The sequence below is a fragment of the Parasphingorhabdus halotolerans genome (genome assembly GCF_012516475.1).
GTDB classification, from domain to species: domain Bacteria; phylum Pseudomonadota; class Alphaproteobacteria; order Sphingomonadales; family Sphingomonadaceae; genus Parasphingorhabdus; species Parasphingorhabdus halotolerans.
The window spans coordinates 2810731-2837648 of sequence record NZ_CP051217.1 but is presented as its reverse complement, the minus strand read 5'-3'; the positions used below and the strand labels follow the sequence as shown (position 1 = coordinate 2837648).

Here is a 26918-nt window from a genome sequence, read left to right as displayed (position 1 = left end):
AGAAACAACCATGACGGAAACCAAAGCCACACCAATGACATCCCCGCCCATCGCAGAGCAACGCCCGCATAGTTACGAGCGCCACGGCTACACGATTGAAGACCCCTATTTCTGGCTGAAAGATCAAAGCTATCCCACGGTCGATGATGAAGATGTGCTGGAATATCTGAAAGCCGAGAACCAGTGGTTCCAGCAAAATATGGCGGCGCAAAAACCGCTGACCGACGAGCTGTTTACCGAGATGAAGGCGCGGATTAAAGAAGATGAGTCTTCCGTACCGCAGAAAGACGGGGACTGGATGTACTGGACCGCTTTTGACGAGGGCGCGCAGTATAAGAAATGGTACCGCAAATCCGCGTGGGTCGAAGATGAAGACCGGCTGATCCTTGATGAAAACGAATTGGCCAAGGGCAAGGATTATTTTCGGTTGGGCGCGTTTTCAGTGTCGCCGGACGGCAAGCTGCTCGCCTATGCCTATGACGATAACGGCTCGGAACGGTTTGAAGCCCATATCCGCGATTTGGCGACAGGCGAAGATTTGCCGGACGTCATCCCCGGCACGCTTTCCAGTCTGGTCTGGTCTGCGGACTCAAAGTGCCTGCTTTACGGACTGGCAAATGAAAACTGGCGGACGGACAATGCGCGGCTCCATGTGCTGGGTACCGATATCAAAGATGATATCGAGCTTTATAAAGAAGAGCAGGACGGGTTTACCGTTGGCATCGGTCTGACCCATTCGGAAAAGTTTATCGCCATCGCCACCGGTGATAATGAAACAAGCGAAGTGCGGCTGGTCCCTACCGATAATCCGCGCGCCGAACCAATCCTGATTTCGCCGCGCAAAAAGGGCCGCGAATATTCGGTAGAGGAGCATGATGATACGCTCTATATCCTGACCAATGATGATCATGTGAATTTCCGGCTGGCATCGGCCAAGTTTGATAATCCGGGTGAGTGGTCAACGCTGATCGCCGGATCGGATGAATTTTATCTGACCGACATGACGCCGTTTAAGGATTTCTTCGTCACCGAAGGCCGCGAAAATGGCCTCGATCAGGTGGAGATACGGTCTTATGACGCGCCCACTGCATTTGAGCGCATCGCGTTTCCCGAAGCCAGCTATAATGCCGGCCTTGACGATAATCCCGAATTTGATGTGAGCAAGATGCGGCTGTCCTACGAATCCATGGTTACGCCGGATACGGTTTATGATTACAGCCTCGCAGGCAAGAGCCTTGAAACGCTCAAGGTACAGGAAATTCCCTCCGGCTATGACGCTTCGGAATATACAACCGAGCGGCTGACGATCAAAGCCCGTGACGGCGCGATGGTTCCGGCTTCCCTGGTCTATAAGAACGGCACGAAACTGGATGGTAGCGCGCCGCTGCATCTCTATGCTTACGGCGCTTATGGTTATGCCGTGCCGCCAAGCTTTTCAACCTCGCGGCTCAGCCTCGTAGATCGCGGGTTCATCTATGCCATCGCCCATATTCGCGGCGGCGATGATTTGGGCCGGAACTGGTATTTGCAGGGCAAGCTGATGCAGCGCGAAAATACCTTCAATGATTTTGTCGATGTCGCCAAAGGCCTGATCGACAAAGGTTACACCAGCAAAGGATCGGTAACCGCATCGGGCGGCAGCGCGGGCGGCGAGCTGATGGGCGCCATCGTCAATAGCGACCCCGATCTGTGGGGCGCGGTGGTCGCGCATGTCCCGTTTGTCGATGTGCTTAACACCATGCAGGATGAAAGCCTGCCGCTGACACCGGGCGAGTGGCCGGAATGGGGCAATCCCATTACCGACAAGGCCGCGTTTGAATATATCCGCAGCTATTCGCCCTATGATAATGTCAGCGCGCAGGATTATCCGCCGATGCTGATTACCGGCGGCCTCAACGATCCGCGCGTGACTTATTGGGAGCCAGCGAAATGGACAGCAAAACTGCGCGCCACCAAGACCGATGACAATATGCTGCTGATGAAAATCAACATGGGCGCAGGGCATGGCGGCAAATCCGGCCGCTGGAACCGCGTGCAGGAAACCGCCGAGGAATATGCGTTTATCCTTTGGCAGATGGGAATGGCTGAGTGAGTTTCTGCCTCTCCCGTGGGGAGAGGCAAGTAGAGCTTAACAGCTTGCTGTTTAGCGCCGCTCGGTGAGGGGCTACGCTCTAGAGTTTCATCCCCTCACCGACCTCCACTAGGCAGCCAAGCTGCCAAGTTTCGGTTGCCTCTCCCTATGGGAGAGGGCAGATCATGCTGAATGATTTAGGAAATAGAATTATGGCAGAAAGCATTTTTCCTGCACTCACTCCCCTGCACAGGAGCAGCCCCTGAACCCCTTCACCCTCACCATAACCGCCCAGCCATCCGACATTGACGAACTAGGCCATGTTAACAATGCGGTCTGGGTGCGGTGGATTCAGGAGATGGCGACCAGCCACTGGAACGCCATCGCGTCGCAGGACGCCATCGACCGTTATATCTGGGTCGTCAGTCGGCACGAGATTGATTATCGCGGCAATGTCGGCGCGGGGGACATCGTGACCGGCGAAACATGGATATCCGATCCGCCCAAGGGCGCGCGGTTCTGGCGCAATGTCCGCTTCACTGGCGCAGACGGCAAGATAAAGGTGGAGGCCAAAACCAACTGGGCGATTATTGACCGCACCAGCCAGCGGCCCGTCCGGGTTCCGGCGGAATTATCCGCGCTGTTTCTTGGTACCGATTAAGGCGCCAACTATCAAGGTGCCGGTATCGGCTTGGGCGCACCGAGTGCCGGAGCCAATGGCGATGGCTGATCAACACGCTCGCCGTCTGCCGCCCGCAACTGCTGTGGCTCCAATATGGCGGCCGTTTCTATCACGTCCAAGGCCCGCCGCGCTTCATTATAGCGCCGCGCTTTTTCCATCCATTTTGTGGCATCTTCATTGCCATTCATCATGCCTGGCAGTTTTTCCATCTCGGCAATTGCAGCTTCAACATTGCCATTTTCAACATAGCGTTTTGCCCGAATAAGGCGCTGCTGCGGCGCAGGGGATGGCGTTCCTTCTTTACGGATAACAAACAGCTCGGAAAGTTCCCGTTTCATATCGACCCAGAAACCCTGCCCGCTAGAGCCTGCAACGACCGTAGAGCCCAATTCATCAAGGTCGGCGGCCAGTTCCTCCAGCGTCACAGGTTCGCGCGATGCATTTACAATTGTGGTGACGGCCTTGGGTTGCGCATCGCCGAAGCGAAGCCGCAATTGCGATTCGATATAACCAAGTGGTGAGCCACGATCCAATGCGCGTCTGGCTGCAAAGGCAATAAGCAATCCTTCAGCGCGAGCGGCGTTGCCCGAAGCTGCCTGTGCTTGAACGTTGATGCGGGACAAGCGGTCTTCCAGATCACCGACCCGAACCGCTAGCGCGCGTTCCTTGTCAGACGTCAAAGTAAGTGTGTCGGAGTCCCCAGTTGCTGCAGGCGGCGGCAAAACCTTGCCATCAGCATCAACCCGCTTGGCGAGCGCGGCAGCTGGGTCTGTGACCTCAGCATCGCCGCTTTGCGAAGTTTCGATGGTATCAGCGCTCCCAGTATCAAAAGGATTGTAGCGCGAAAACACCCAGCCAGCCAAAATCGCTCCGCCGACAAATGCCACAATCATCAAGATCAATACATTTCGGGTAAGATTGCTTTTTGTACCCGAAGACGATGATTTTTCGTAGTCCCGGCTCATTCCGGCTCCTTATGTTCGTCCGCACAGACAGCGCGGTGTCGGCCTTTAACTGACCTTTATGTTATCCACATAGAGCGCTCGCCAATGACAGTAAAGCATCGTCGGTTGGCACCCTCGCAGCCTGCACGCTTTTCCAGCCGGTTCCCGCTGCTGTGGCGATATTTTCTGATAAAGCCGCAATATGGGTATGCGTTCTCTCTACACCGAGGCGATCCATTTCTGAACGCAAGATAGTTGCTGCTCGCGCAGAGTGGAGCAGAGTTACATTTTCGCTCGTCATAATGCCCTGTGCTTTACGCCCCAGTGGCTGCGCTACAGATTCATAAACTTGTCTGATCGTAATCTGGCGGTCATTGCGCGCGATTTTGATATGATGCTTTCCGGTAAGCCGTAAAATTCGGGTATATTCATTGCCGGGAAGTAGCCCCATCAAGTCATCGACCCCGCCATCACCGGTGACAGCGACTTGAAAACCGGCATCGCGCGCGGATTTTGCGGTTGCCCGCCCTACGCAAACTACTGGCAAAACCCTATAATCATATAGTTTCTCTTGCGAATAATGCACCGCATTGGCGCTGGTAAACATGAGGGCGTCAAAATCAGTTTTGGGCGGCGCTATCCACGGTTTTGACTGTATGGAAAACAATGGGTCGGCAACGCAATCAAGCCCCAGCTTTTTCGCCCGCTTAAGAGTTTGCATTGCACTGTCGGCAGGCCGCAAGATCAATACAGGCGGCATTATCGGCCAAATACAGCTTTAAGTTCGGCGCTGGCCTGACCCAACATTTTACCGGCCAGATTAGCGGCTGCTTTGACGTCTCCTACAGGAAATACAATGCTTTCCGATACAGATTCGCTACCATCGGGCAATAATATCTGCGCGCGCAGCTCTATCTCGGAGGTATTTTCATCATTTGCGCGAACCCTCGCCAATGCCGCGACCGGACTATGACAATCAGCGGTCAACTCGGCCAGAAAAGTGCGCTCCGCTATCACGGAGCGAAAAGTATCGGCATGGGAAATCGCGTGCAAAAGACGGCGAACATCCTGCGCATCGCTTAGCGTTTCGATGCCAATTGCCCCTTGTGACGGGGCGGGCAACATCAGCCCGGTGGAAATTTTCCGGCCCTCATCGCCCATGTCCAGACGGTCCAGACCAGCGGCGGCCAATATGCTCGCGTTATATTCCCCATCGGCAATTTTTTTCAGACGCGTTTGAACATTGCCGCGAATCAAACGGATATCCAGATCGGGACGGTGGCGCAGCAACTGGGCCTTGCGGCGCGGGGATGCAGTCCCCACTATCGCGCCCTCAGGCAGATCCTTGATGGTTTTCGCGCCAATTAAACGGTCATGGACGTCAGCGCGCTCCAGCATAGCGGCGATCGTGAAATCATCAGGGCGGATGGTTTCAACATCTTTCATGCTGTGCACAGCACAATCAATCTCGCCTTCAGCGAGAGCGCGGTCCAATTCCTTGGTCCAAAGCGCTTTCCCGCCGACATCAGCCAACGCACGGTCTTGGATTTTGTCGCCAGTGGCAATCATCGGCACTAGTTCAACTTGATCATTTCGCCATCCCTGCGCAGAGATAATCGCCTTGGCTGCCATCTTGGCTTGCACCATCGCCAATGGAGACTGCCGGGTTCCGATACGCAAGGGCCGGTCTATCCCGGGGCGCATTTCTTTTTTATCATCCATATTATCGTTAACCGGGTTACTCATAAGTCTTGTTCTAATCGCTCGAGTGTCTAACTACTAGGCTTATGAGCATCATATTGGGTATTGAATCAAGCTGCGATGAAACAGCAGCAGCGCTGGTCACTTCAAACCGCGAAATATTGTCCCATAAGCTGGCTGCTCAGGAGGCCGCGCACGCACCCTTTGGCGGCGTCGTGCCGGAAATTGCTGCGCGAGCACATGCGGAAATATTGACCCCGCTGATTGAAGCCGCGCTGGATGACGCCGAATTGAGACTGGACGGCGTCGACGCGATTGCCGCTACCGCTGGTCCCGGCTTGATCGGCGGTGTCATGGTCGGGCTTGTCACCGGTAAAGCGTTGGCAATGGCGGCGGGCAAGCCGCTTATCGCTGTTAACCATCTGGAAGGTCATGCTCTGTCACCAAGGCTGGCAAATCCGGATTTGGAATTTCCATATTTGCTGCTGTTGGCCTCGGGCGGTCATTGTCAGATATTGCGGGTCGAGGGCGTTAATCGATATCGCCGCCTCGCAACAACGATTGATGATGCGGCTGGAGAGGCTTTTGATAAAACCGCAAAGATTCTGGGTTTAGGTTACCCCGGCGGTCCAAAAGTCGAGGCGTTGGCGGCAACTGGAGACCCTTCTGCCGTCCCTTGCCCCGGCCTTTACTAAAATCAAAGGAACCGCATTTTTCATTTGCCGGTTTGAAGAGCGCCGTTGTCCGCGCACACCAAAGCGGGGAATATCAACCGCAAGACATCGCTGCGTCATTTCAGCAAGCCACCGTCGATTGTTTGATGGACCGACTGGAAAAAGCCATTCGCGAAAACGACCCCGTGCCTAGTCTCGTCGTTGCAGGCGGTGTGGCTGCAAACGGACCGATCCGCGCTATGCTCAAGCAGCTCGCGGCGGACCACGGCATGGAATTTACCGCGCCGCCATTGTGGCTTTGCACCGACAATGCTGCGATGATCGCATGGGCCGGAGCGGAGCGATTTGCCGCTGGACTTATCGATGGTCTGGACGCCCCGGCACGCCCCCGCTGGCCACTTGATCCGAACGCTGAAAAAGCGCGTGGTGCGGGGGTGAAAGCATGATCGTTGTACATGCCAAAGCGAGAATTGGTGTAGTGGGCGCCGGTGCCTGGGGTACCGCATTGGCACAGGTGCTCTCAGAAGGTCAGGATGAATTACTACTATGGGCCCGCGAACCGGAAGTCGTAGAGCAGGTCAACCAAGCTCATGAAAACCGGATGTTCCTCAGCAGTCATTCCTTACGACAAAATATCCGAGCAACACTCGACATTGCGGACATGGCCGAACGAGATGTTTTATTGATGGTAACACCTGCGCAGCATTTGCGTAGCTGCCTTGCCACCCTGCCGGAGACCAACGCCGCCATAATATTATGCTGCAAGGGCATTGAAGCGGATAGCCAGTTACTAATGAGTGAGGTTGCCCAGGAAATCAGGCCCGATAATCCGCTTGCCGTCCTTTCCGGGCCGACTTTCGCACATGAAGTTGCCAAGGGTTTGCCGACAGCCCTGACGTTGGCCTGCGAGAATGAAGCGCTTTGGGATCAGATCAACCCGTTGATCGCAAAAACAAGCTTCCGGCCCTATTTCTCTAACGACATTCTCGGCGCGGAAATTGGCGGGGCAGTGAAAAACGTGCTCGCCATCGGTTGCGGCGTTGTCGATGGCGCTGGGCTCGGACAAAATGCACGCGCTTCTCTGATCGGCCGTGGTTTTGCCGAAATGCTGCGTTACGGAGCATCACGCGGCGCAAAGGCAGAAACGCTATCCGGCCTTTGCGGACTGGGCGATTTGGTATTGACCTGCTCATCTACCAGCTCCCGGAATTTCTCACTTGGCAAGGGTCTGGGCGAGGGGCAATCTGCAGAAACACTTTTATCTGATCGGAATACCGTTGCAGAAGGCGCTTATACCGCGCCAGTTCTGCAGAGAGACGCGCAGTCGAGAGGTGTCGAGATGCCGATAGTCGATGCGGTCTGCGCGCTGCTTGCAGGCAACACCGATCCGAAATCAGTCGTTTCGCAGTTGATGAACCGTCCGTTGGTATCGGAACGCCGTTAAAGCAATATTCAGTCCGACCACTTCACAGCCAAAAGATGACAAGCTGCACTGAACTGTCTAAACTGGGAAATTGCTTGCTCGCTAGTCGGAGATTTCCTTTTGAACAGCCCTGAATCCTCAGGATCGGTTAGCGCTTCCCCTGCTGCACAGAAAATCGCCGGAGAGGACGAAAAGGAAGATATTGCCAAGCTAGCCAAAGGCGGGCGGACGAATATTTTCGGGTTTCTGTTGCGCTTGGCAGCGCGGCTTCCCTTTCTATTCATTGCAGGTCGGATGTATGGCGCAGAAGCGTTGGGCCGCTTTGCCTATGCCATCCTCATTGTGGAATTTGCTGCACAGCTTGCGACATTGGGTCTGCGGAGAGGTTTGGCTGAACAGCTAAGCCGGACGGATCGTCCGCATGTTCATGTTGTTTGGGATGGGCTTTTGGTCAGTTTTTTTGCGTCAACCATCGCCGCCATAATACTCATTAGTTTCCCGCAAATCATGTTTCCCAATAGCGAAATAAACGGGCTGGACCGGTTTTTACCACTGGTGATTTTCATGATTGCAGGCACTGATATTGCTCTGGCGGCCCTCGCATATCGCTATGACATTGCATCGACCGTGCGCACGCGCTCCGTTGTAGAGCCTTGGACGATCAGCTTTGCCGCCCTTTGGTTTGCACTGCCGTTTATGCCGTTCTTCTCGCTGCGCGACGGGCTAATCCTCTCCTATGTCGTCGCCATGTTTGCTGCGCTAATAGCGGCCTTGTGGCCATTGCTCAAAAGCTATGGGTTGCCTTGGGGCTGGCGACCCAAACCGTTAAAAATAGCAAGCCTCGCTAAACGTAACATGCCGCTCGCCGCCGCGGACGCCGCCGAATGGGGTTCGCGCCGCCTGGATCTTGCAATCCTCGGTTTGTTTGCTTCCCCTGCAATTGTCGGCGTCTATTATATAGCCCAGCAAGTTGCTAGCTTACCCCAGAAGCTTAAGACCAGCTTTGATCCGATTTTAGGGCCAGTGATTACCCGCAATCTTGAAGCGGGCAATATGAAAGCGATTGCTGGCCAAGTGAGCCAGGTCGGCTACTGGATTATCGCAGCACAAATCGGCATTGCTTTGGCTTTGGCCATCCCTGGCGAGGCTGTGATGGGATTGATCGGTCCCAATTTCGTTGGCGGAACCGGCGCTTTAGCGTTTCTGCTGGCAGCAGAAGCGGTAGCGGCCACTGCTGTGGTGAGTGAAGCGGCGCTGGTTTATATTGCGCGGCACCGCAACCTGCTGATTTCGCTCTCGATGCTGTTGCTGCAGGCCGCTCTCAGCGTCGCTTTCATCCAGATTTGCCTGCGCATGGGTTGGCCTCCGCTATTTCAAGCTGCTGCGGTCGCGGGTGCGTTGATGGTGGCATTGGGATATGCTTCGATCGTGAAGGCGATTTTCCTGTCCAAACTGCTCAAGGCACCGGTCAATGGGTGGCGCTGGACGCTGCTTCTCGCAATAGCGGTTGCCGTCGCCGTCGGTTACCTTGTGACCTTCCTGCCGGAGTGGGCAGAACTTGTCGTCGGTATTCCAATGATCCTTGGCAGCTATGCCCTGGTGATCTGGAAATGGGGTTTCGGCCCCGAAGATCGCACATTATTCAAGATGAAAAGCTAGGTGGCTTTAACCCAAGTGCGCAGTTACCAGCGCTTTCAAGTCGGCCTCGGGACGCGCGCCATAATGCGAAATGACTTCTGCAGCGGCAACCGCGCCGATGGTCAGGCAATCCTCCATGGAGCGTTGCTCAATATATCCGCTCAGGAAACCGGCAGCAAACAAGTCTCCTGCACCTGTTGTATCGACGATCTTCGCAACCGGTTCCGCAGCGACAGAATGAGTCGTTCCATTTTGTAGGGCAATCGCGCCCTTTTCGCTACGGGTGACAACAAGCGTTTCAACCTGCTTGGCAGTTTGCGCCACAGCGGCATCAAAATCATCTGTTTCGCAAAGTGATTTAATCTCATCTTCATTGGAAAAGAGAATGTCGATCTTGCCGTCTTTGATAAGTCCGACAAATTCATCACGATGGCGGTCGACACAAAATCCGTCAGACAAGGTAAACGCAACTTTGCGACCATTTTGGCGGGCAATATCGATACCCAATGCCATCGCCGCCTTTGGCTCTTCAGCATCCCACAAATAACCTTCAAGATAAAGAATCGCGCCGCTGGCAATCAGCTCTGCGTCAACAGCACTTGCTGGTAAAAATTGTGATGCTCCCAGAAACGTGTTCATCGTGCGCTGTGCGTCAGGCGTTACAAAAATCAGGCAGCGCGCGGTAGGCGGCTCTTTGCCCAGAGGTGCAACATCGAAATCAATCCCGGTTGCGCGGATATCATGTGCGAAAACTTCACCGAGCTGGTCATCTGCAACCTGTGCAATTAACGCGCATTGACGGCCCAATGTAGATGCCCCAGCCAGCGTATTCGCGCCGGAACCACCGCTGATCTCGCGTGCTGGTCCCATGTCATTATATAACTCAGTCGCCCGCGCCGCATCGATCAAGGCCATGCTGCCTTTGGTGAGCTGCTCTTCCTCCAGAAACGCATCGTCAGCCTGCGCGATAACATCAACAATTGCATTGCCAATGGCAACAATATCATAGCGGGCTTCGGTGGTCATAAAGAATCCTTTATATCATATCTGATCAAGGCCGTGCGATAGGGATTTGAACGCGCTTCATCAAGCAGAATTGACGCAGGGCCTGTTGCCGTGACATGGAACCCTGATGTTCAACGCCCTGTTCTTGTCAATCGGTCAATTGTTCGACCGCCGGATATTGATCCTGCTGCTCAAAGTATTTTCGCTGACGTTGCTATTGCTGGCGTTACTGGGGACCGGCACCTATTTTCTGCTCGTCTGGATATTCTCGTTCGCGCTGCCGGAAAATGGCGGTCTGGCAGCCGCTGCCACGGCCGTGGTGATCAGCCTGCTGACCGCTGCATTTCTGTTTCGGGTCATTGCGATCTTCGTGCTCAACATATTTTCCGATGATGTGGTGGATGCTGTTGAAACAAAACATTATCCGGCAAGAGCGGAAACCGCAAAGCCGCCAAGCTATGCGCTGGGTCTTAAAATGGGGCTGCGCTCGGCCCTTCGCGCTTTGGGATATAATTTGCTCGCGGCCCCGATCTATATCATGTTGCGGTGACTGGCATCGGTACGGCAATCGCTTTTTTTGTCGTGAACGGACTGCTAATCGGGCGAGATTTGCAGGATATGGTGGCCTCGCGCCATGTTTCAGGCCTTTCACAGATTGACAGCCATTGGCAGCTACCCAAAATGACGCGATTTGGCCTAGGCATTATCACCGCGCTACTTCTCGCTGTGCCCTTCGTCAATTTTCTTGCACCGGTATTGGGAGCCGCTATGGCTACACATCTAGTTCACAGCAGGCGCGAAGCAGGACAATAGCCATGATCCGTAAATTTTCTGTCGTTTTCTTGATACCAATGCTTGCAGCCTGCGCTTCAACAGGCAACGTCGCACCGGGATTGCCGGCGACCTACAACAACCCCGGTCTGCAAAATGTGCAGGGTCTCGATATCGTAATGGGAAAATCAGCGAGCAACCTGATCCGTCTTTTTGGCGATCCGGCGCAAGATGTTGCGGAAGCACCAGGCCGCAAACTGCAATTTTCGAGCGGAGCGTGCATATTGGATGCCTATCTTTATCCGCCACCGGGCGGTGGCGATGCGCGGGTCACCCATATTGATACGCGTCGCAGTGATGGTGCGGAAGTGGATCGGGTGTCCTGTGTGAATGCTTTGCGTATCCGCTAGTTCAACTCTTCAAGCGCCCACTGTGCTGCTTCTCTCACAGCCTCGTTATCGTCACCCAACAGCGCCTGAACTGGCGGAACAAGAGCTTGATCGGCACTATTGCCCGCCGCGATAAGCGCATTGCGCACTATCCGGTTACGACCGGACCGTTTGATCGGTGAACCGGAAAACACTGCCCGGAAACTGGCATCATCAAGCGCGAGCAAATCAGCCAATGCCGGGGCCGCCATTTCCGCACGCGGCAAAAAAGCCTTGTTTGCCGCAGCCGCCCGGGCAAATTTATTCCATGGGCAAACCGCCAAACAATCGTCACAACCATAGATATGATTGCCCATTGCTTTGCGATATTCAATCGGGATGGGCCCTTCATGCTCTATCGTCAGGTAGGATATACACGCCCGGGCGTCGAGCTGATAGGGCGCAGGAAAAGCGTTGGTCGGGCAGATGTCCTGACAGGCATTGCAGCTTCCACAGCTATCTTCTCCTGAAGGTGACGGAGATAGCTCCAGCGTAGTGTAAATTGCACCCAGGAATAGCCAGCTGCCGTGATCGCGACTCACAATATTGGTGTGCTTCCCTTGCCAGCCTATCCCAGCCGCTTCGGCCAGCGGTTTTTCCATTACCGGTGCGGTATCGACAAACACCTTCACTCCGACATCTGGATATACGTCTGAAGTTTCCCCAACCAGCCATCCGGCGATCCGTTTCAGTGCCTTTTTTACTACGTCATGATAGTCTTTGCCCTGTGCATAGACCGATATTCGCCCACGATCACCCTGATCTGCGAGCGCGAACGGATCGATTTTTGGTGCGTAGCTCATCCCCAGCATGATGACCGAGCGTACTTCCGGCCATAACCGCTTCGGATCAGCACGTTCATCCGCGCGGCCCTCCATCCAGATCATGGTGCCATGCGCACCTTCTGCCAGCCACTTTTGCAGACGCTTTCCCGTTTGTGGAGCCAATGACGCAGGCGCGATACCAAAGGCAACAAAACCTTCTTCACATGCCTTTTTTTCGAGTTTTTCGGTCAATCTTAACTTGTCATCGGCCATAGTCCCTCCCTATCAAACACATGATCTCTATTTGAAAGCCGTAAATGACTTCCAGCAACTTAGAATATGCGATTGAAGCCCGTAATATCATTAAGCGCTTTGATGGAGAGGCTGCCGTCGACGGCATCGATCTCAACATCAGAAAAGGCAGTATTTTCGGGATATTGGGACCAAATGGCGCAGGCAAGACCACGACGCTCCGCATGCTGCTGGGGATTATTGATCCGGACGAAGGCGAGCGGTTTCTGCTCGGGTCTCCGAACCCGATTAGCAAGTCCCATCAGGTCGGCTATTTGCCAGAAGAGCGCGGGCTATACCAGTCGATGAAAGCTTATGATGCGATTGCCTTCATGGGCGCGCTGCGCGGATTGCCTCTGGCCGAAGGACGCAAGCGCGGCAAGCAGATGATGGCTGATCACGGGCTTGGCGATGCTATCGACAAGCAAATTCGTGCACTCTCCAAAGGCATGGCGCAGACCGTACAACTGCTTGGCACAATCGTACATGAGCCGGATCTCATCATCCTCGACGAGCCATTTTCCGGCCTTGATGCGCTTAACCAGGGCAAGCTTGAACGGCTTATACGCGGTCAGGCAGACAAGGGTGTGACAGTAATTTTTTCCACTCATGTCATCGCCCATGCCGAGCGGTTGTGCGAAGAAATCGCAATTGTCGCCCACGGCAAGATTCCGTTTACCGGAAAAGTCTCAACAGCCAGAGACCGGTTGCGCCCTCAAGTTCACCTTGAAACGCGAGAACTCGATGGCACCTGGCGTTCGGCAATCCCTGGTGATTGCCAGCCGCTCGGCCACAATTGGCATTTCACACTTCCAAAGAGCGGCGTTGAACCCTTGCTGCATGCGTTGATTGAAGGGAAAGCCGGGATCGAATCCCTTTCCATCGAACGCCCGGGGTTGCATGATGCGTTTGTCCATATTGCGGGCGAGGCAGTTGCCAGAAAAATGGAAGCCGATGCTGCCCAAGCAGCAATGGGAGAGGCGGTATGATGGAAGGCTTCATCGAAACCGCCCGCGCGGCTTACGTGATTGCCCGACGCGATTTCACGGCGATTATTTTCTCAAAATCATTCTTTTTCTTTTTGCTGGGTCCCTTGTTCCCGCTTGGCATTGGAGTGTTTGCAGGCGGCTTGGGGTCTCAGGTTTCCAAAGACATTGATCGACCGGTCATCGGCGTGGCACTAACAGCTGAGCAATCGGAACAATTGCTGGAGGCGAAGAAAAAGCTTTCCGCCAGTCTCGGCGACGAGGCCATACCGGATTTGTTGCTGCTACCTGATGTGGCGCCAGACGCGACAAACATCAAAGACCAGCTCGATAGCGCTCAGAAGCCGCTCACCGCGATTATTTCCGGCTCTCTAGAAGCGCCCCTGCTAACCGGCTCCGAGCGCGATGTAAAACGCTGGCAAGGCAGAACCGCATTGCTGGCCGAAACCGCGCTCTCGGGCACACAGAGCATCCCGGTAAAAACCGATTATGTCGCCTCAACAGACAGTTCTGACCGACGCACACAGCTAGCCACTGCCCAGGGCGGGCAAGTGATACTCATCCTGCTGACCATGATATTGGCTGGCATGGTTTTATCCAATCTGGTCGAGGAGAAAACCAACAAGATCATCGAAATTCTCGCCGCTGCGATCCCGATGGACGCGATATTTCTCGGCAAGCTGTTTGCCATGCTCGGCATGGCGTTGGTCGGTATAACAGTTTGGTCAACCCTCGGCTTTATCGCGGTTGCAGCAATCGGAGGCGGCCTACCCGCGCTAGCCGCTCCTGCCGTTGGCTGGCCGATATTCTGTATCCTGCTCGTGCTCTATTTCTCGATGGCCTATTTACTACTCGGATCTCTGTTCCTTGGCATTGGCGCGATGGCAACTACCGTGCGGGAAGTGCAAACCCTCTCAATGCCGGTTACCATGGGGCAGCTTTTGGTCTTCTTTCTGGCAGCGTTGACGGTAACAAAACTGGGCGAACCAATAGAATGGTTCGCAGTTGCCTTTCCGTTCAGTTCCCCCTTCGCGATGATCGCGCGCGCTGCGCAAATGGACAATATCTGGCAACATGGTCTGGCGCTGATCTGGCAGGGTATTTTCACTCTCATCATAATACGTTTCAGCGTTATGCTGTTTCGCCGCAATGTTATGAAGTCCGGTCAAAGTGCCCGGAAAAAGGGTCTATGGAAACGGGTGAGGGGGCGCTAGGCACCGCGAATGTGAAGAGCTGCATCGATTTGTCGACAGCAAGCTGGCAAGAGCTTCTTCTTTCACCCAAATCTATCCGGTGATTCGCTTGTGTGGACTTACGAGTGATTTTCCTGACAGGAATTACTAAGGGAAATCAACCACACAGCGCCGCTCCAGTTTGTAAATCAACGTAAATTCAGAGACTTGGCTTGGGCATATTTATCCTATTCGTGCACCATTTGGAAAGGCTATAAGCTTAACATTGGCAGAAAGAAAATGTTATAGCCAAAGGGGTGATATTTGCTGAGGGGAAACAGCGCATATCGCAATTGGCAATGTTTTGGCCCGATTAGTGTAATGTGTAACCTTCTGGCCTTTTCGCGATTCGTTCGCGAGAATAAGAAGGCATCGCACCAGAAAATCATAATCGAATAAACCATCGGGGGCAATTGGGATGACAGCTGTTGTCATCTATGAGCTTTGGAAAGTGAGCCTTGTGATGCTGCAACGAAAAAGTTTGAACAGTGATCCGGTCCTCACCGCGCGTGAATTGGAGATTCTCGAATTTGTCGCGCAGGGATTATCGACAAAGGAAGTAGCCCAGCAGATTGATATCGCGCCGCGCACGGTTGACCGACATATTGAGAATATTCGCTTGAAGCTTCGTGCGAAGAACCGAACCCACATGATTGCCTGCGCGGTCATGGCGGGGCTGCTTCAGGTTGATGGATATCAAACAGAACCCATGATAGACAATGGACAGACACGCCTCAGGAATGGACAGGCGATCCAGTAGTCGGCGCGAATCGGGACCATAAGAGATGATCTTTTACAAAAAACGATACAACCCAACTGCCGTGTTGCAAGTCAGCCCTGCCCTGGCGCTTATCCTTGTTGGCTGCAGTCCGGTAGAAACTAACCAGCAAGACGCATCAAGCCCGATAGTCACTCCCCAAAACGATAAAAGCTTGTCCAATATTTGCAAATCTGCCGAATCAGGAGAAAAAAACATGGTCGATATTAGCGAAAACATTTGCAAGGGGTTTGAAGCCCACAAGGATAATCAAGCGCATGAAGAGCGGGTCATCATTACCCTGAAAGAGGGTGCTGCCCGTCCAGATCTGAAGAGCGAGGGCATCAATATTGTCTCTGAAATGGGTAACATGCCGATCATCGTGGCGACAATCACCGCGAACGGCTTGCGCTTGCTATCCGAACGAGAGGATATCGCGCGTATCGAACCCGATGGCGAAATGCGTGCTCTTGAGAATTAGATTCTGGTCCTAACTGACCAGCTCGCTAGATTCTTCCTTTAAATGATGGACCTTGGAAAGCCTTTTATAGGCCGAACGGTCCTTATCATGCTGGTTCTTCCATTCAGCCATTGCAGACAGCGTATCACGAGCTTTGCGGCGATGTTGTGCGAGCAGCACGAGGTCGGACTTAGCTGCATCCATTGCCATTGGAACTGCCTGAGCAATCGTTTCTCCCGCCGCGATATGGATGGCGCTTGGCATGGATGGTAGCTCAATCGCCAGATTGACCGCGTCGGCATACCAGCCGGTCTCTACCAACCCGGACATTATATTTAGTCTACTGCCGTTGTCGCGGTTAATCGGTGGGAGGAACAATAAACCACAGTCCTCATGCGTCCGGAAGATATAGGGAAGGTGCAGCTTCACCATATCCTGCTGATCGCTGCGGTTGAAAAAGCTTAACCCCGGAATCAAAAAAGGACCCGCGAGCTTCGCAATTTCGTCCGGAATGCTGAATTGATTATGTTCAAACCCATAAGCCGGATCATCAAGCACGTAAAATAGCCGATCAGCGCAACCCCCAGTGATCGGAGAACGGAAGGATCGGGCACCAGTCGGCACATCGTCCGGCAGACAAAAACCCCATCCGAATGGCGACGGGATGGAAAAACCGAGCGCGGCTGCCGCGACAAATGGCCGACATTGCTCTCTGGTCCCGTAACCGGATGGCACATTCTCCCGGGTGCGGGGTGACGAAGGGGCGGGCGAGCGGAACTTGTTCACCAAGCTGATGATCTCGATACGAAATCCATCTCCACTCATACGCCCGCCCTTTCCTGAACTTCCGGGTATCAGATCACAAATTCCGGAGGATTGTTTAGATAGAATGCAGCGGTATTTGCATCCACCCGGCCCTTGCCATATTTCAACGGGTCCTGATCACCGACCTTATCGACGAACGTATTTAGCAACCAGCGGACCTGTTTGTTATTGGAACCGCGATGCGATCCCCAAGCCAGCGCAGCCACACCCGACACATGAGGGCAAGCCATGGATGTGCCACTCATGGTGCCGGTCCCGCCGCCACGGGTGGTGGAGAGTACCTGCACACCAGGTGCGCAAACTTCCACTTCTGGTCCGCGGCTGGAGAAACCAGCCACAATATCCGAGCTATCCACAGCCGCGATTGCCATAACATGTGGGTATTTGGCCGGGAAGCCTACGGTATTCGGCCCGGGTCCTTGATTGCCCGCCGCGGCGACAAGCAAGACGCCGTCGTCGTAAGCCGCTTCACACATATCACCGAGCGCTGTTGGCGCGCCACCACCGCCAAGGCTCATACTTGCGACACGAGCGCCCTTCTTGTCCATGATCCAGTCGAGCGCCGCAATCAGCCAACTCCAGTTGCCGCTGCCATTGGCGGCGAGCACCTTAACCGGATACAGATAAGCATAAGGCGCAACCCCGACTACGGCAGTATTGTTCATCGCAGCGGCCACAGTGCCGGCGCAATGGGTACCATGACCGTGAAAGTCTTCGGTGGTGCTTTCGTTGGTCACAAAACTCTTGCCATCCCTGAGGTTGGAAACAAGATCGGGATGATCAGAGTCAATGCCGGTGTCGCAAATAAACACTTTGATGCCCTCGCCCTGACTGCTGGGCCACGCTGCAGGTGCCTTAACCTGAGTGACGCCGATGGGGGTGGTTTGCGCAAGCGCACTAGGACCATCCAGTGCGTACATTTTGCCATCCGCTTCAACCTTTGCAACATCACTATTCTTCTTGAGCTTGTCAATCTCATCGCTGGTCAGATTGGCCATGAGCAGAGGGGCTTTATAGCGGTTAACATCATAACCAATCATGCTCAGATCTTCTCCTGAACCGACTGCGCGCGCCTGCTTCGAAAAGTCATTGGACGTCAGAAAATTCACATCGGCGTTGATCGCCGATTGCAGAATTTCCTGCTTGTCAGATTTGGTCGAGCGTTTATCTTTACGCTTGAAGGTTACAATAACGGGTTTACGCTCATTTTTGGGGGATTTAGGCATGATCTTCTCCATAGAAAATTGTTTCAGTCATGCGCGTAACAAGGTGCATATTGCACTTGCACGGTGGCTGATACCACACCCGAGCGTTCCACTTTTTGCCGATTGATTTTCGACTGCAAATTCATTTCTATCAGCGGAAATCGCGATTCTTATGTACTGAAATTATCTTAGCCTAACAATATCTTGGCTTTACCTAGCATCCTTACCAAGCTGCATTACTAGGTGATTTTACCGCGTAGTTTTGCAGTTCGAAATAAGGACGGTGACCAAAAAAACCAGCTCGAGCAGGACCAATATGGTGACCATCGCAATGGCCTCTTATTCTTTTTGGACTCGCCTATCGTGAGCAAATCAAGGATAGGAATACGGATGAGAAAAAGAACAATATTTGGCGCAATTGCCGGATTATGTCTGGTTGGCGCAGGCACCGCTGCATATGTGGCATCACCAACCGTTCATGAAGGTCAAAACGGGGAGGCCCCTGAACTTGGTCGACCGGGCGAACATCAAATTGGAACAACCGTCAAACAATTTGTTCTGGATGGTCGCACAAAAATCACCGCATGGGGCGCGGTAACCGGAAATCTGACCGATGCAGATCGGACAGTCAGTGTCCGCTTCTGGTATCCGGCGGCTATCAAACCGGGCTCGCGGACAGCCGAATATTCACACCAGATGCAATTGCCGGGGAAGGAGCCGATTCCGCTGGTCAGCAAAGGCTTTGCCATTCCCGATGCACCCGCTCTTAGCGGCGAAAAATACCCGCTGGTGCTTATGTCACACGGCTTCGGTGGATGGGATACACAGTTCAGCAATCTGGCAGAGCACATCGCTTCACACGGTTATGTTGTTGCATCGATTGATCATAGAGACGCACCGATTGATGGCGTGACGTCGTTTTTGCTGTCTTTCGGCAATGTCTTGGTCGACCGCACACTGGACCAGCGGCAGATTCTTACCCAGATATTGCAAGCCGCTAAAGCCGGCCCTGGGGGATATACAGCGCAGATTGATTCAGAAAATGTCGGTTTGATCGGCTATTCCATGGGTGGTTATGGCGCTATTGCTTCGGCGGGTGCGCCCTATGCCTATGCTAATGATCCAATGGCTAATATTCCCGAAGACGCCCGAACGGCGATGCAAAAAGCCGCAGAAGAAAAATTGCCGATCAAGGCACTAGTGGCGATCGCGCCATGGGGTGGACAACCGGATAGCCGGGCATGGAATGCAGCCAGTCTCGCGAAAATCACACAACCAGTTCTCGTCATTGCAGGAAACCAAGACGATGTTGTGAACTTCAAAGAGGGCGTATCCTGGCTGTTCGACAATATGACCGGATCGGATCGCCATATGCTGGTCTATCGCGAGGCAAGGCATAATATTGTTGGCAATGAATTTGAGTTACCGGCCGACAGTGCCTTCACCGCTTCGGAATTCTTGAAAGAACCGGTTTGGCGGAGCGATCGTTTAAACGCGATCAACCAGCATTTTGTAACGGCTTTCCTAGACCTTAATCTGAAGGGCGATACGGCCAAAGCCGACTATCTGAATGTACCGACCGTTGATTCAAATGCAGGAACCTGGCCAACCGGTTTCGGCGAGCAACTCAACGGGAAAATGGCGGGCCCCGATCAGGAAAATCACTGGAGAGGATTCCAGCGCCGCTGGGCGGTTGGACTGGAGATGCATCGCAAAGAGAAACGGCAATAATCATGGCTGACGCGTTGAGGATGCATAGTGTCACAGGATAATTTGCTCCTTACCATCTCCAGCTGTATCTTCTTCATGGGACTCGTCGCTTGGATTTCATGGCGCAAGACACGCGGCGGCGTGGACAGCAAGGACGGCTATTTCCTTGCCGGGCGTGGGTTGGGCAGCGTATTCATTGCTGGCTCTTTATTGCTCACCAATCTTTCGGCCGAGCAGCTAATCGGCCTCAACGGCTCGGCCTATGGCTATAATATGAGCAGCATGGCGTGGGAGGTGACAGCGGCGGTCGCCACGATCGCAATGGCGCTGATATTCCTCCCGCGTTATCTGGCGGGAGCGTTTACGACCCTCCCCGAATTTCTCAACGACCGCTTTGATGCCAACGTCCGGCGGATGTCGGTGGTATTGTTCATGCTCGGCTATGGGTTGGTCACGATCCCTTCAGTGCTTTATTCCGGTTCGATTGCCGTGATGCAGCTGTTCAATGTGCCGGAGCTTTTGGGTTTGAGCTATTTCGAAGCACTGGTGGCGACGGTGGTGACAATCGGCCTAATCGGCTCGGTATATGCGATATTTGGCGGGCTAAAGGCCGTTGCTGTCTCGGACACAATCAATGGCATTGGGTTGTTGATCGTTGGGATTTTGGTGCCGGTGCTCGGCTTGATCGCTTTGGGCGATGGCAGTTTCACCGAAGGTCTTTCCAAACTTACCACCGATCATCCCGAAAAACTCAACGCAATAGGCAGCGCAGATGATCCAACGCCATTTGGCACGCTGTTTACCGGCATGTTGTTCGCCAATCTTTTCTACTGGTGCACCAACCAATATGTGATCCAGCGAACCTTGGGCGCAGCATCGTTGGCGGAGGGGCAAAAAGGCGTTCTCTTTTCCGGTTTCTTCAAAGTGCTGGTGCCGTTTATGATGATGATACCTGGTGTCATCGCCTTTCATCTCTATGGCCCTGGACTGGGATCAATTGATGAAGCCTATCCGCGCTTGATCCGGGATGTGATGCCGGTTTATCTCGCCGGTTTCTTCTTAGCGGTCTTGCTCGGTGCTGTGTTCAGCTCTTTCAACTCATTGCTCAACAGCGCCGCTACCTTGTTCGTTCTCGATGTCTATAATCCCTGGCGAAAAGACAAGGCAAGCGATCGGGATCTGGTCCGTGTCGCGAAGATTGCCAGTGTGGTAATCGCGCTCTTTTCGTTCGTCGTTGCACCGATGCTCTATTTTGCCGAGCAGGGTCTGTGGCAGATTATCCGGATTCTTACTGGCTTCTACAATATCCCGACTGTGGTGATCGTGATCATGGGCCTGTTCACCCGCCGCGTTCCGGCGCTCGGTGCGAAACTGGTGATCGGCTTTCATGTCATCGCCTATGGCCTGCTGCGGTTCGTTTTTGACGACGTTGTGACAATCCACTTCCTCCACCAATATGCGATCCTGTTCGGGATCGAAGTTCTGATCATGCTCATCTGTGGAGCATTATGGCCGCGCGAAGAGGCGTGGGAATTCACGCCCAATGCCAAAATCGACCTGACTCCCTGGCGCTTTGCGAAACCGCTGGCGGCAACACTATTTTCCTGCGTGATCGCTTTATACCTATTATTCTCGGGGCTTGGACTGTCATCAGTCGCAGGGCTTAGCAGTCTGTTCTACACGCTGATTTTTTCAATAATATTAGCCAACATCATCTACTGGATCTGGGCCGCCAAAATGCAACAAAAGGCGCCAGTGGTTATTTGATCAGCGAAGCCAGCACCTTTCGGGTGCCTTCAAACGGGTGCCGGCCATGCATTACCAGAAAATTATCAATTAAAACAACGTCTTCCGATTGCCATTGCAGATCAAAGCTGAGCTCATCCGCCAGTGCAATTGCTTTCTCCATCTTCTCTGAATCAATCGGCGAGCCATCGCCGAAACAGATGGATTTGGAAGGATCATTGCGCTTGTCTGCCCAACCACGATACGCGGCGATCAGCTGGTTGAAAAACGTCCTCCGGCCATCGGCCAACGTTCGGACGGCGTCCAGCTTTGGTGAAGTGACGTGTAGGGCATCATCTTCAAGCCATTGCCATTCATAGCCCAAGGCGGTGAGCCGTTGCTCGGCCTGATCTGTCTCATCAACTCCCAAAGTACTACGCCAGCTGCGCCCTTGCCCTGAGCCTGCATCATCCTGCCCAGGCATTGTATGGGAATAGCGCACGCCTTTGGTGACAAATTCTGTAACCAATGCAGGATCGGCCGCCTCCATTTTCTCCAGCAATATATCCGAACGGCAGAGCGGCGTCTCACCGCCTTTCTCTGCAGCGATATTGCAGTAGAAAAACAATTTCGACGGATAGAGGGGCGTCTGCGCCATTTCATGGTGCAGAAAGATGCTGGTCTCTGGGGGTGCCTCGTTGGCAGTAAAAACCCGCGGCGTCAGATTGATCCGCACCGCGTTGGAAAGCGATTCCTTATAGGGGAAATTCTCTGCCCCATAAGCCTGCACAACGGCATCGAAATCTTCTGTTTCCGGTACTGCAAACCCGCGAAACAGGATCGCACCTGTCTGATGAAGAGACTCATCCAAAGCATCGCGATTCCGAGACAGATGCTCTGGCAGTGATGTATCTCTGCCCGCTTCGACAATTTCCGGGAAATTCTGCTCATTCCACATTTGCTGTTTCATATCTGGTATTCAATCATAAATCGGGTGGAAGCGGCCAAAGGCCTGTTCGCAGAACACGCCTGGATCATTGAACCGGCGATTGGCATTGAGCGCAGTGATGGTGTTCATCTGTCTCTCGGTCAGGGAGAAATCGGTGATCGCCAGATTTTCGCGCATATGCCCGGGATCGGTGCTTTTCGGAATGATCGACGTCCCGCGCTGGACTGCCCAACGGAGTATGACTTGCGCTGGCGTTTTTTCGTGTGCTTCTGCCACCTTCTTCACTACCTGTTCGGTCAAAACACTGTCTGATTGCTCGGCCATCGCAATCTCGACATAAGATTTGGAGGCGAGCGGAGAAAAGGCAGTCACAGCAATATCATATTGTTTTGCCAACCGGATCAGCTTCTCTTGCGTCAGATATGGATGCGCTTCAATCTGCAATACCGATGGCCTGACCTTCGCATAAGCCATTAGATCATGGATCAAGGCGCTGTTATAATTACAGACGCCAATCTGATCGACCAGCCCCTTTTCCACCAAACCCTCCATCGCCGCCCAAGTCTGGTGTAGCGGGACCGACGCAAGCCGCATTTCGGGATTATCGGCGTCGGGATTGGCAAACCATTCGGGTGGATAACGGGATTCAAAATCGACATACTCCAGCGCAATCGGAAAATGGATCATATAAAGATCCAGCTTGTCGAGTTGCAGATCATTCAATGACCGCTGGCATGCGGCTTCGACATGCGCGGGGTCATGAAATGTATTCCACAATTTGGAGGTAATCCAGAGCGCATCACGGGTTACCAAGCCTTCGCCAAACGCTCGCTGCAAGCCTTCGCCCACCTCAACCTCATTGCCATAGTCCGCAGCGCAATCGAAATGGCGATAGCCAGCCTTGATCGCCTCGACCACCACATCGGCGCAGTTATCGCGATCCACTTTCCAGAGACCAAAGCCGATATCGGGCATTTTCTGCATTATAAATCCTTTGCATTTGCGGCGAAATCGAGTGCGACGGGTAGCCCTGTTTCAATCGATTGGTGGGCAGCGGCGCCCATTTGCACAGCCCTTAGTCCATCCAGTGTCGATACGTCCGGAGATTTGCCTTGTACCAGCGCGTCCTGAAACCGGGAAAGCTGGAAAAAGGTAGCGCCATGATGGTCGCCCGCCGCGAGTGCATCCGTCGGCGTGTGGATAATTTCGGAGACAGCACCTGATTTGTCCCTGGGCGACCACGTCAGTTTGGCTGAGGGTATGCCAACTTCCAGTTTGCCAATTTCCCCCAACGCATAAATTTGCTCCTGCTCTTCCGATCCTTCGGCAAACATGCACAAATCGAGCACCGCGCGTGTGCCTTTGCTGAAATCGATTATGACATAGGCATTATCGAGAATATCGGGTCGCCGCCCGTCATAGCGCTCATCCAGATGGTTCACATCCTGACCACCCGAAGCAAAAACGCGTACCGGTTCATCCTGCAAAATGCAGCGCATCAGATCGAAAAAATGGCAGCATTTTTCAACCAAAGTCCCGCCCGTATTCTCGCTAAACCGGTTCCAGTCTCCCACTTTTTCCAGAAACGGAAAACGATGCTCGCGGATTGAGAGCATTTTGACATCGCCGGTGATCCCATCCCTTACGCGATCAATAAATTGCGAAACCGGCGGCATATAGCGATATTCCATACCCACCCAGATCAAATGCGGATGGTTTTTGGCCATGGCGTGCAGCGCCCGCGCATCTGCAACTGTCGTACACATCGGTTTTTCGAGCAGCACCGCGACAGGTTGCTTCACAACCTGCTGCATAATTTCAAAATGGGTGTGGTTAGGCGATGCGATTATCACCGCATCCAGCGCGACATTCGGGAACATATCATCGATATTCTGGAAACAAAGAGGCGCGAAACCTGCCCCATTTGCATGGGTAAGAGATTGCTCCAATGAACCTGAATGCGGGTCGGCCAACGCGACAAGACCTGCTCCGTCTACCAAAGCAAGATTGCTCATGTGCTCCCGGCCCATCATTCCGGCCCCTATAATCGCATATCGTTTCAGCTTTTGACCTTTCGGAGTTGCAAAAGAGGTGAGCGACTTCGGCGAGCCAAAGAACAATGCCGCAATGTCCAATATCTTTACCAGCATTATTTGCAATCACAATGAAGCGGCATTGCAATCCAAGCGGCTCGACCCAAAATCTCCATTGACATTTTTGTCAATAACGGCAGTATCTCGGTTGCAAATCACAACCGACAGCGCGCCCCTCAAGGCAATAGACCGCAGCGGCAGGAGAGAGAATATGGCTACCCAACCCGTTTTAAGCGCGGAGACACTAACCACATCCCCCACGGCGCATGAAGCGCTCAAGGCTTGGTATAAAACCCAACCACCGCTTCCCGAACTTGATCTCACGTCGCGCGATGTCAGCCGCGCAGACCTGTATGTCAAAGACCTTTGGCGCATACCGTTTGCCGAAATGAGAAAAAATGCGCCGATCAATAAGGTTGAGGGTTCGGCTTACGGTGATTACTGGAACATTTGTAGCCACAAGACAATTCAGCATATCGAGGCGCTGCCGGATATATACTCGTCTGATATTTCTGTCGGCGGCATCACAATTTCCGAGCCAGAACGCGATTCGGATTTTAACCTGCCTATGTTTATTGCGATGGACAGGCCAAAACATACTGGCCAGCGCCGCACCGTAGCACCTGCCTTCACCCCGTCCCAGATGAAAGAAATGGAAGAGGAAATCCGCATGCGGACGGCGGAAGTACTGGATAGCCTACCCTGGGACAAGGAGTTCGACTGGGTCGACAAAGTCTCGATTGAACTGACGACTGGCATGCTGGCGATCTTGTTCGGTTTCCCATGGGGAGATCGCCGCCTGCTAACCTATTGGTCAGACTGGGCCGGTGATGTAGAACTCTCCCTCGCGCCTGAGCTGGACGAACAACGGCAAAAAATCCTCCATGAGATGGGGGCTTATTTCCAGAATCTATGGAATGAGCGCGTCAATGCTGAACCAACACCTGACCTGATCTCCATGATGATCCACTCCGAAGCGATGAGCGACATGGACCAGCTCGAATTTATGGGTAATCTCGTGCTGCTAATCGTCGGCGGCAATGATACGACAAGGAACACCATGTCCGGTGTCGTATGGGGACTTGATAAATTCGCCGATCAGCGTGAAAAATTGCAACAGAACCCTGAACTCATTCCAAACGCGGTTCAGGAAATTATCCGCTGGCAGACCCCCTTGCGCATATGAGACGCACCGCGCTCGAAGACACTGATCTTTTTGGGCACAAGATTAAAAAGGGCGACAAGCTTATCATGTGGTACATTTCTGCGAACCGCGATGAAGAAGTGTTTGAGGACCCGGACAAGTTGATTGTTGATCGCGAAAATGCGCGACGGCATTTGGCATTTGGCTATGGCATCCATCGCTGTGTTGGCGCGCGGTTGGCCGAATTGCAAATCCGGATATTGCTGGAGGAAATGCATAAACGCCGGATGCAGGTGAATCCCACCGGCGAGCATGAGCGGGTCCATGCCTGTTTCGTCCACGGCTTCCGCAAGATGCAGGTCAATCTCTCGAAATACTGACCGCTATCGCAGCTAGGGCGATTTTCAGCCGTCATTCACAATCTGAGTTGTAACCCGAAGTTTGTTCCGTGCGAATAGTTCAAGGAAACAGATAAAGGGTATTGAGAATGCGTTTGATGACACGCCGTAATATGGTTGCTACCGGAGCGCTAGGAGCCGGACTGCTTGGCATTGGCGGTTTTTCAAACTTTCTCGGCAGCGCCAAAGCGCAATCAGGCAAGAAATTCAAGATTACCCGGACCTCGGCAGAGTGGAAAAAACGGCTAGGTGCGGCACGCTATCGTATATTACGTCAGGAAGGTACCGAGCGCCCATTTTCATCGCCGCTTGACAAAGAGAAACGCAAAGGCATCTTTGCCTGCGCCGGTTGCAATCTCGGCCTATACAGTTCTGAAACCAAGTTCGATAGCGGAACCGGATGGCCCAGTTTTTGGGCTGCAATCGACGGTCGTGTTGGTATATCCACAGACTATAAAATTGGCTATAGGCGCACAGAAGTCCATTGCAGCCGCTGCGGTGGCCATCAGGGGCATATCTTCAACGATGGTCCGCAACCAACCGGCAAGCGCCATTGCATCAACGGACTGGCGCTAAGATTCATCCCAACTTAACTAGTCGGCCATGATCATCTAGCCGCTGCTTTCGGGGGCGTCTACTTGCTGCCAAAATTCCAGCTTGATGCCATCACAATCAAGAATCCAGGCAAATTTTCCGTAACCCTCGTCTACATGACCAAGGATTTCAATCCCCCTGGCCTTCAGTTTTAAAACATATGCGTCCAGATCATCGACTCTGAGATTGATCATGAACTTCGCCGAGCTCGGCGCCAGATAGTCACTATCTTCGTTGAAGTGGCTAATGAGACTATAGGGCTTGTCGCCCTTCTCATCCGACCAGTTGAGCATCGGTCCGAACTCGCCGTCCAGATCCAGATTTTCCTTATACCATTTACGCGTAGCTGCTGGATCTTTCACCATGTAAAAAACCCCACCTAAACCGGTGACCCCTGCCATTTCCTTCTCCATGGTTCTTATTATTTTATGCGACCATTCAAGGACCC

General features: G+C 53.3%; 25 protein-coding genes and 2 pseudogenes. 16 read left to right on the top strand and 11 right to left on the bottom strand.

Translation table 11 applies throughout. The features are described 5' to 3' along the window. The first annotated feature begins 10 nt into the window (after positions 1–10). Both HF685_RS13930 and HF685_RS13925 read left to right on the top strand, forming a co-directional pair. The gene (locus HF685_RS13930; protein WP_168820506.1) at positions 11–2092 is read left to right on the top strand and encodes a S9 family peptidase; all 2082 of its coding nucleotides are present in this window, start codon (positions 11–13) and stop codon (positions 2090–2092) included. A gap of 241 nt (positions 2093–2333) precedes the next feature. Continuing rightward, positions 2334–2732: an acyl-CoA thioesterase gene (locus tag HF685_RS13925; protein ID WP_168821540.1), complete on the top strand. Its 399-nt coding sequence runs from the start codon at positions 2334–2336 to the stop codon at positions 2730–2732. 11 nt (positions 2733–2743) lie between these two features. Here the strand turns inward: HF685_RS13925 and HF685_RS13920 are convergent, their stop codons facing one another. The 3 genes from HF685_RS13920 to hemC form a co-directional block, all read right to left on the bottom strand. Then, positions 2744–3718: a mitofilin family membrane protein gene (locus HF685_RS13920; protein ID WP_168820505.1), complete on the bottom strand. Its 975-nt coding sequence runs from the start codon at positions 3716–3718 to the stop codon at positions 2744–2746. Positions 3719–3779: 61 nt separating this feature from the next. Then, positions 3780–4418: a uroporphyrinogen-III synthase gene (locus HF685_RS13915; protein WP_168820504.1), complete on the bottom strand. Its 639-nt coding sequence runs from the start codon at positions 4416–4418 to the stop codon at positions 3780–3782. Positions 4419–4456: 38 nt separating this feature from the next. Further along, positions 4457–5419 carry a hydroxymethylbilane synthase gene (gene hemC, locus HF685_RS13910; RefSeq protein ID WP_246218630.1) on the bottom strand — a complete coding sequence of 321 codons (963 nt, stop codon included), beginning with the start codon at positions 5417–5419 and terminating at the stop codon, positions 4457–4459. 65 nt (positions 5420–5484) lie between these two features. Here hemC and tsaD point away from each other — a divergent pair. From tsaD to HF685_RS13895, 3 genes and pseudogenes are all read left to right on the top strand, one after another. Then, positions 5485–6518, top strand: a pseudogene (gene tsaD, locus HF685_RS13905) (tRNA (adenosine(37)-N6)-threonylcarbamoyltransferase complex transferase subunit TsaD). After that, positions 6515–7516: an NAD(P)H-dependent glycerol-3-phosphate dehydrogenase gene (locus HF685_RS13900; protein ID WP_168820503.1), complete on the top strand. Its 1002-nt coding sequence runs from the start codon at positions 6515–6517 to the stop codon at positions 7514–7516. The pseudogene tsaD and the gene HF685_RS13900 overlap by 4 nt, the downstream one beginning before the upstream one ends. A 99-nt stretch (positions 7517–7615) precedes the next feature. Next, positions 7616–9154: a lipopolysaccharide biosynthesis protein gene (locus HF685_RS13895; RefSeq protein ID WP_425500162.1), complete on the top strand. Its 1539-nt coding sequence runs from the start codon at positions 7616–7618 to the stop codon at positions 9152–9154. Between the two features lie 6 nt (positions 9155–9160). Here HF685_RS13895 and HF685_RS13890 read toward each other — a convergent pair whose 3' ends face one another. Beyond that, a complete protein-coding gene (locus HF685_RS13890; RefSeq protein WP_168820502.1) occupies positions 9161–10159 on the bottom strand; it encodes an adenosine kinase in 999 nt (332 codons plus the stop codon). Between the two features lie 106 nt (positions 10160–10265). On the opposite strand from HF685_RS13890, the gene HF685_RS13885 reads away from it, so the two are divergent. Genes HF685_RS13885 through HF685_RS13875 form a run of 3 tightly spaced genes read left to right on the top strand, consistent with a single transcriptional unit; the run spans position 10266 to position 11319 of the window. Continuing rightward, positions 10266–10688, top strand: a complete 423-nt coding sequence (locus tag HF685_RS13885) for an EI24 domain-containing protein (RefSeq protein ID WP_168820501.1) — start codon at positions 10266–10268, stop codon at positions 10686–10688. Further along, positions 10685–10951, top strand: coding sequence for a hypothetical protein (locus HF685_RS13880; protein ID WP_211051526.1), 267 nt, complete (start codon positions 10685–10687; stop codon positions 10949–10951). The genes HF685_RS13885 and HF685_RS13880 overlap by 4 nt, the downstream gene beginning before the upstream one ends. A gap of 2 nt (positions 10952–10953) precedes the next feature. Further along, positions 10954–11319 carry a hypothetical protein gene (locus HF685_RS13875; RefSeq protein WP_246218629.1) on the top strand — a complete coding sequence of 122 codons (366 nt, stop codon included), beginning with the start codon at positions 10954–10956 and terminating at the stop codon, positions 11317–11319. Here the strand turns inward: HF685_RS13875 and queG are convergent. Continuing rightward, positions 11316–12374 carry a tRNA epoxyqueuosine(34) reductase QueG gene (gene queG, locus HF685_RS13870; RefSeq protein ID WP_168820500.1) on the bottom strand — a complete coding sequence of 353 codons (1059 nt, stop codon included), beginning with the start codon at positions 12372–12374 and terminating at the stop codon, positions 11316–11318. The two genes, HF685_RS13875 and queG, sit on opposite strands and share 4 nt — an antisense overlap. Positions 12375–12418: 44 nt before the next feature. On the opposite strand from queG, the gene HF685_RS13865 reads away from it, so the two are divergent. From HF685_RS13865 to HF685_RS13850, 4 genes are all read left to right on the top strand, one after another. Next, positions 12419–13381 (top strand): ABC transporter ATP-binding protein, encoded by a 963-nt coding sequence (locus HF685_RS13865; RefSeq protein WP_168820499.1) that lies wholly within the window; start codon positions 12419–12421, stop codon positions 13379–13381. Beyond that, positions 13378–14592: an ABC transporter permease gene (locus HF685_RS13860; protein WP_246218628.1), complete on the top strand. Its 1215-nt coding sequence runs from the start codon at positions 13378–13380 to the stop codon at positions 14590–14592. Before HF685_RS13865 ends, HF685_RS13860 begins: the two co-directional genes overlap by 4 nt. 436 nt (positions 14593–15028) lie before the next feature. Further along, a complete protein-coding gene (locus HF685_RS13855) occupies positions 15029–15370 on the top strand; it encodes a helix-turn-helix domain-containing protein (protein ID WP_246218627.1) in 342 nt (113 codons plus the stop codon). Positions 15371–15584: 214 nt separating this feature from the next. Further along, positions 15585–15848 (top strand): hypothetical protein, encoded by a 264-nt coding sequence (locus HF685_RS13850; protein ID WP_168820498.1) that lies wholly within the window; start codon positions 15585–15587, stop codon positions 15846–15848. A 9-nt stretch (positions 15849–15857) separates the two neighbouring features. Here HF685_RS13850 and HF685_RS13845 read toward each other — a convergent pair whose 3' ends face one another. Both HF685_RS13845 and HF685_RS13840 read right to left on the bottom strand, forming a co-directional pair. Beyond that, positions 15858–16652, bottom strand: coding sequence for a DUF6065 family protein (locus HF685_RS13845; RefSeq protein ID WP_168820497.1), 795 nt, complete (start codon positions 16650–16652; stop codon positions 15858–15860). 29 nt (positions 16653–16681) lie between these two features. Beyond that, positions 16682–17878, bottom strand: coding sequence for a S8 family peptidase (locus HF685_RS13840; protein WP_168820496.1), 1197 nt, complete (start codon positions 17876–17878; stop codon positions 16682–16684). 369 nt (positions 17879–18247) lie between these two features. On the opposite strand from HF685_RS13840, the gene HF685_RS13835 reads away from it, so the two are divergent. Beyond that, complete coding sequence (locus tag HF685_RS13835) at positions 18248–19588, top strand: alpha/beta hydrolase family protein (protein ID WP_168820495.1); 1341 nt, start codon at positions 18248–18250, stop codon at positions 19586–19588. Positions 19589–19615: 27 nt separating this feature from the next. Beyond that, positions 19616–21334, top strand: a complete 1719-nt coding sequence (locus HF685_RS13830; protein ID WP_168820494.1) for a solute:sodium symporter family transporter — start codon at positions 19616–19618, stop codon at positions 21332–21334. Here the strand turns inward: HF685_RS13830 and HF685_RS13825 are convergent. The 3 genes from HF685_RS13825 to HF685_RS13815 are packed head-to-tail and all read right to left on the bottom strand — an operon-like array spanning position 21327 to position 24391. Then, on the bottom strand, positions 21327–22262 hold the full coding sequence (locus tag HF685_RS13825) for a TauD/TfdA family dioxygenase (protein ID WP_246218626.1): 936 nt from the start codon (positions 22260–22262) through the stop codon (positions 21327–21329). The two genes, HF685_RS13830 and HF685_RS13825, sit on opposite strands and share 8 nt — an antisense overlap. A gap of 9 nt (positions 22263–22271) precedes the next feature. Then, positions 22272–23225: an aldo/keto reductase gene (locus HF685_RS13820; protein WP_168820493.1), complete on the bottom strand. Its 954-nt coding sequence runs from the start codon at positions 23223–23225 to the stop codon at positions 22272–22274. Further along, entirely contained in the window at positions 23225–24391 is a 1167-nt protein-coding gene (locus tag HF685_RS13815) for a Gfo/Idh/MocA family protein (protein ID WP_168820492.1), read from the bottom strand. Before HF685_RS13815 ends, HF685_RS13820 begins: the two co-directional genes overlap by 1 nt. A 154-nt stretch (positions 24392–24545) precedes the next feature. Here HF685_RS13815 and HF685_RS13810 point away from each other — a divergent pair. Together HF685_RS13810 and msrB are read left to right on the top strand one after the other, a co-directional pair. Next, a pseudogene (locus tag HF685_RS13810) lies at positions 24546–25858 on the top strand (cytochrome P450). A gap of 107 nt (positions 25859–25965) precedes the next feature. Next, entirely contained in the window at positions 25966–26469 is a 504-nt protein-coding gene (gene msrB, locus HF685_RS13805) for a peptide-methionine (R)-S-oxide reductase MsrB (protein ID WP_246218625.1), read from the top strand. Positions 26470–26487: 18 nt separating this feature from the next. On the opposite strand, the gene HF685_RS13800 is transcribed toward msrB, so the two are convergent. Then, positions 26488–26871, bottom strand: coding sequence for a VOC family protein (locus HF685_RS13800; protein WP_168820491.1), 384 nt, complete (start codon positions 26869–26871; stop codon positions 26488–26490). Positions 26872–26918: the final 47 nt, after the last annotated feature.

Bases quoted from the DNA above. Each gene is read 5' to 3' on its own strand.
- HF685_RS13815 (WP_168820492.1), bottom strand. From the start codon at position 24,391: ATGCTGGTAAAGATATTGGACATTGCGGCATTGTTCTTTGGCTCGCCG.
- HF685_RS13845 (WP_168820497.1), bottom strand. From the start codon at position 16,652: ATGAGTGGAGATGGATTTCGTATCGAGATCATCAGCTTGGTGAACAAG.
- HF685_RS13900 (WP_168820503.1), top strand. From the start codon at position 6,515: ATGATCGTTGTACATGCCAAAGCGAGAATTGGTGTAGTGGGCGCCGGT.
- HF685_RS13825 (WP_246218626.1), bottom strand. From the start codon at position 22,262: ATGAAACAGCAAATGTGGAATGAGCAGAATTTCCCGGAAATTGTCGAA.
- msrB (WP_246218625.1), top strand. From the start codon at position 25,966: ATGCGTTTGATGACACGCCGTAATATGGTTGCTACCGGAGCGCTAGGA.
- HF685_RS13875 (WP_246218629.1), top strand. From the start codon at position 10,954: ATGATCCGTAAATTTTCTGTCGTTTTCTTGATACCAATGCTTGCAGCC.
- queG (WP_168820500.1), bottom strand. From the start codon at position 12,374: ATGGCCGATGACAAGTTAAGATTGACCGAAAAACTCGAAAAAAAGGCA.
- HF685_RS13800 (WP_168820491.1), bottom strand. From the start codon at position 26,871: ATGGCAGGGGTCACCGGTTTAGGTGGGGTTTTTTACATGGTGAAAGAT.
- HF685_RS13850 (WP_168820498.1), top strand. From the start codon at position 15,585: ATGGTCGATATTAGCGAAAACATTTGCAAGGGGTTTGAAGCCCACAAG.
- HF685_RS13865 (WP_168820499.1), top strand. From the start codon at position 12,419: ATGACTTCCAGCAACTTAGAATATGCGATTGAAGCCCGTAATATCATT.
- HF685_RS13930 (WP_168820506.1), top strand. From the start codon at position 11: ATGACGGAAACCAAAGCCACACCAATGACATCCCCGCCCATCGCAGAG.
- HF685_RS13835 (WP_168820495.1), top strand. From the start codon at position 18,248: ATGAGAAAAAGAACAATATTTGGCGCAATTGCCGGATTATGTCTGGTT.
- HF685_RS13840 (WP_168820496.1), bottom strand. From the start codon at position 17,878: ATGCCTAAATCCCCCAAAAATGAGCGTAAACCCGTTATTGTAACCTTC.
- HF685_RS13915 (WP_168820504.1), bottom strand. From the start codon at position 4,418: ATGCAAACTCTTAAGCGGGCGAAAAAGCTGGGGCTTGATTGCGTTGCC.
- HF685_RS13820 (WP_168820493.1), bottom strand. From the start codon at position 23,225: ATGCAGAAAATGCCCGATATCGGCTTTGGTCTCTGGAAAGTGGATCGC.
- HF685_RS13920 (WP_168820505.1), bottom strand. From the start codon at position 3,718: ATGAGCCGGGACTACGAAAAATCATCGTCTTCGGGTACAAAAAGCAAT.
- hemC (WP_246218630.1), bottom strand. From the start codon at position 5,419: ATGGATGATAAAAAAGAAATGCGCCCCGGGATAGACCGGCCCTTGCGT.
- HF685_RS13855 (WP_246218627.1), top strand. From the start codon at position 15,029: ATGACAGCTGTTGTCATCTATGAGCTTTGGAAAGTGAGCCTTGTGATG.
- HF685_RS13890 (WP_168820502.1), bottom strand. From the start codon at position 10,159: ATGACCACCGAAGCCCGCTATGATATTGTTGCCATTGGCAATGCAATT.
- HF685_RS13885 (WP_168820501.1), top strand. From the start codon at position 10,266: ATGTTCAACGCCCTGTTCTTGTCAATCGGTCAATTGTTCGACCGCCGG.
- HF685_RS13860 (WP_246218628.1), top strand. From the start codon at position 13,378: ATGATGGAAGGCTTCATCGAAACCGCCCGCGCGGCTTACGTGATTGCC.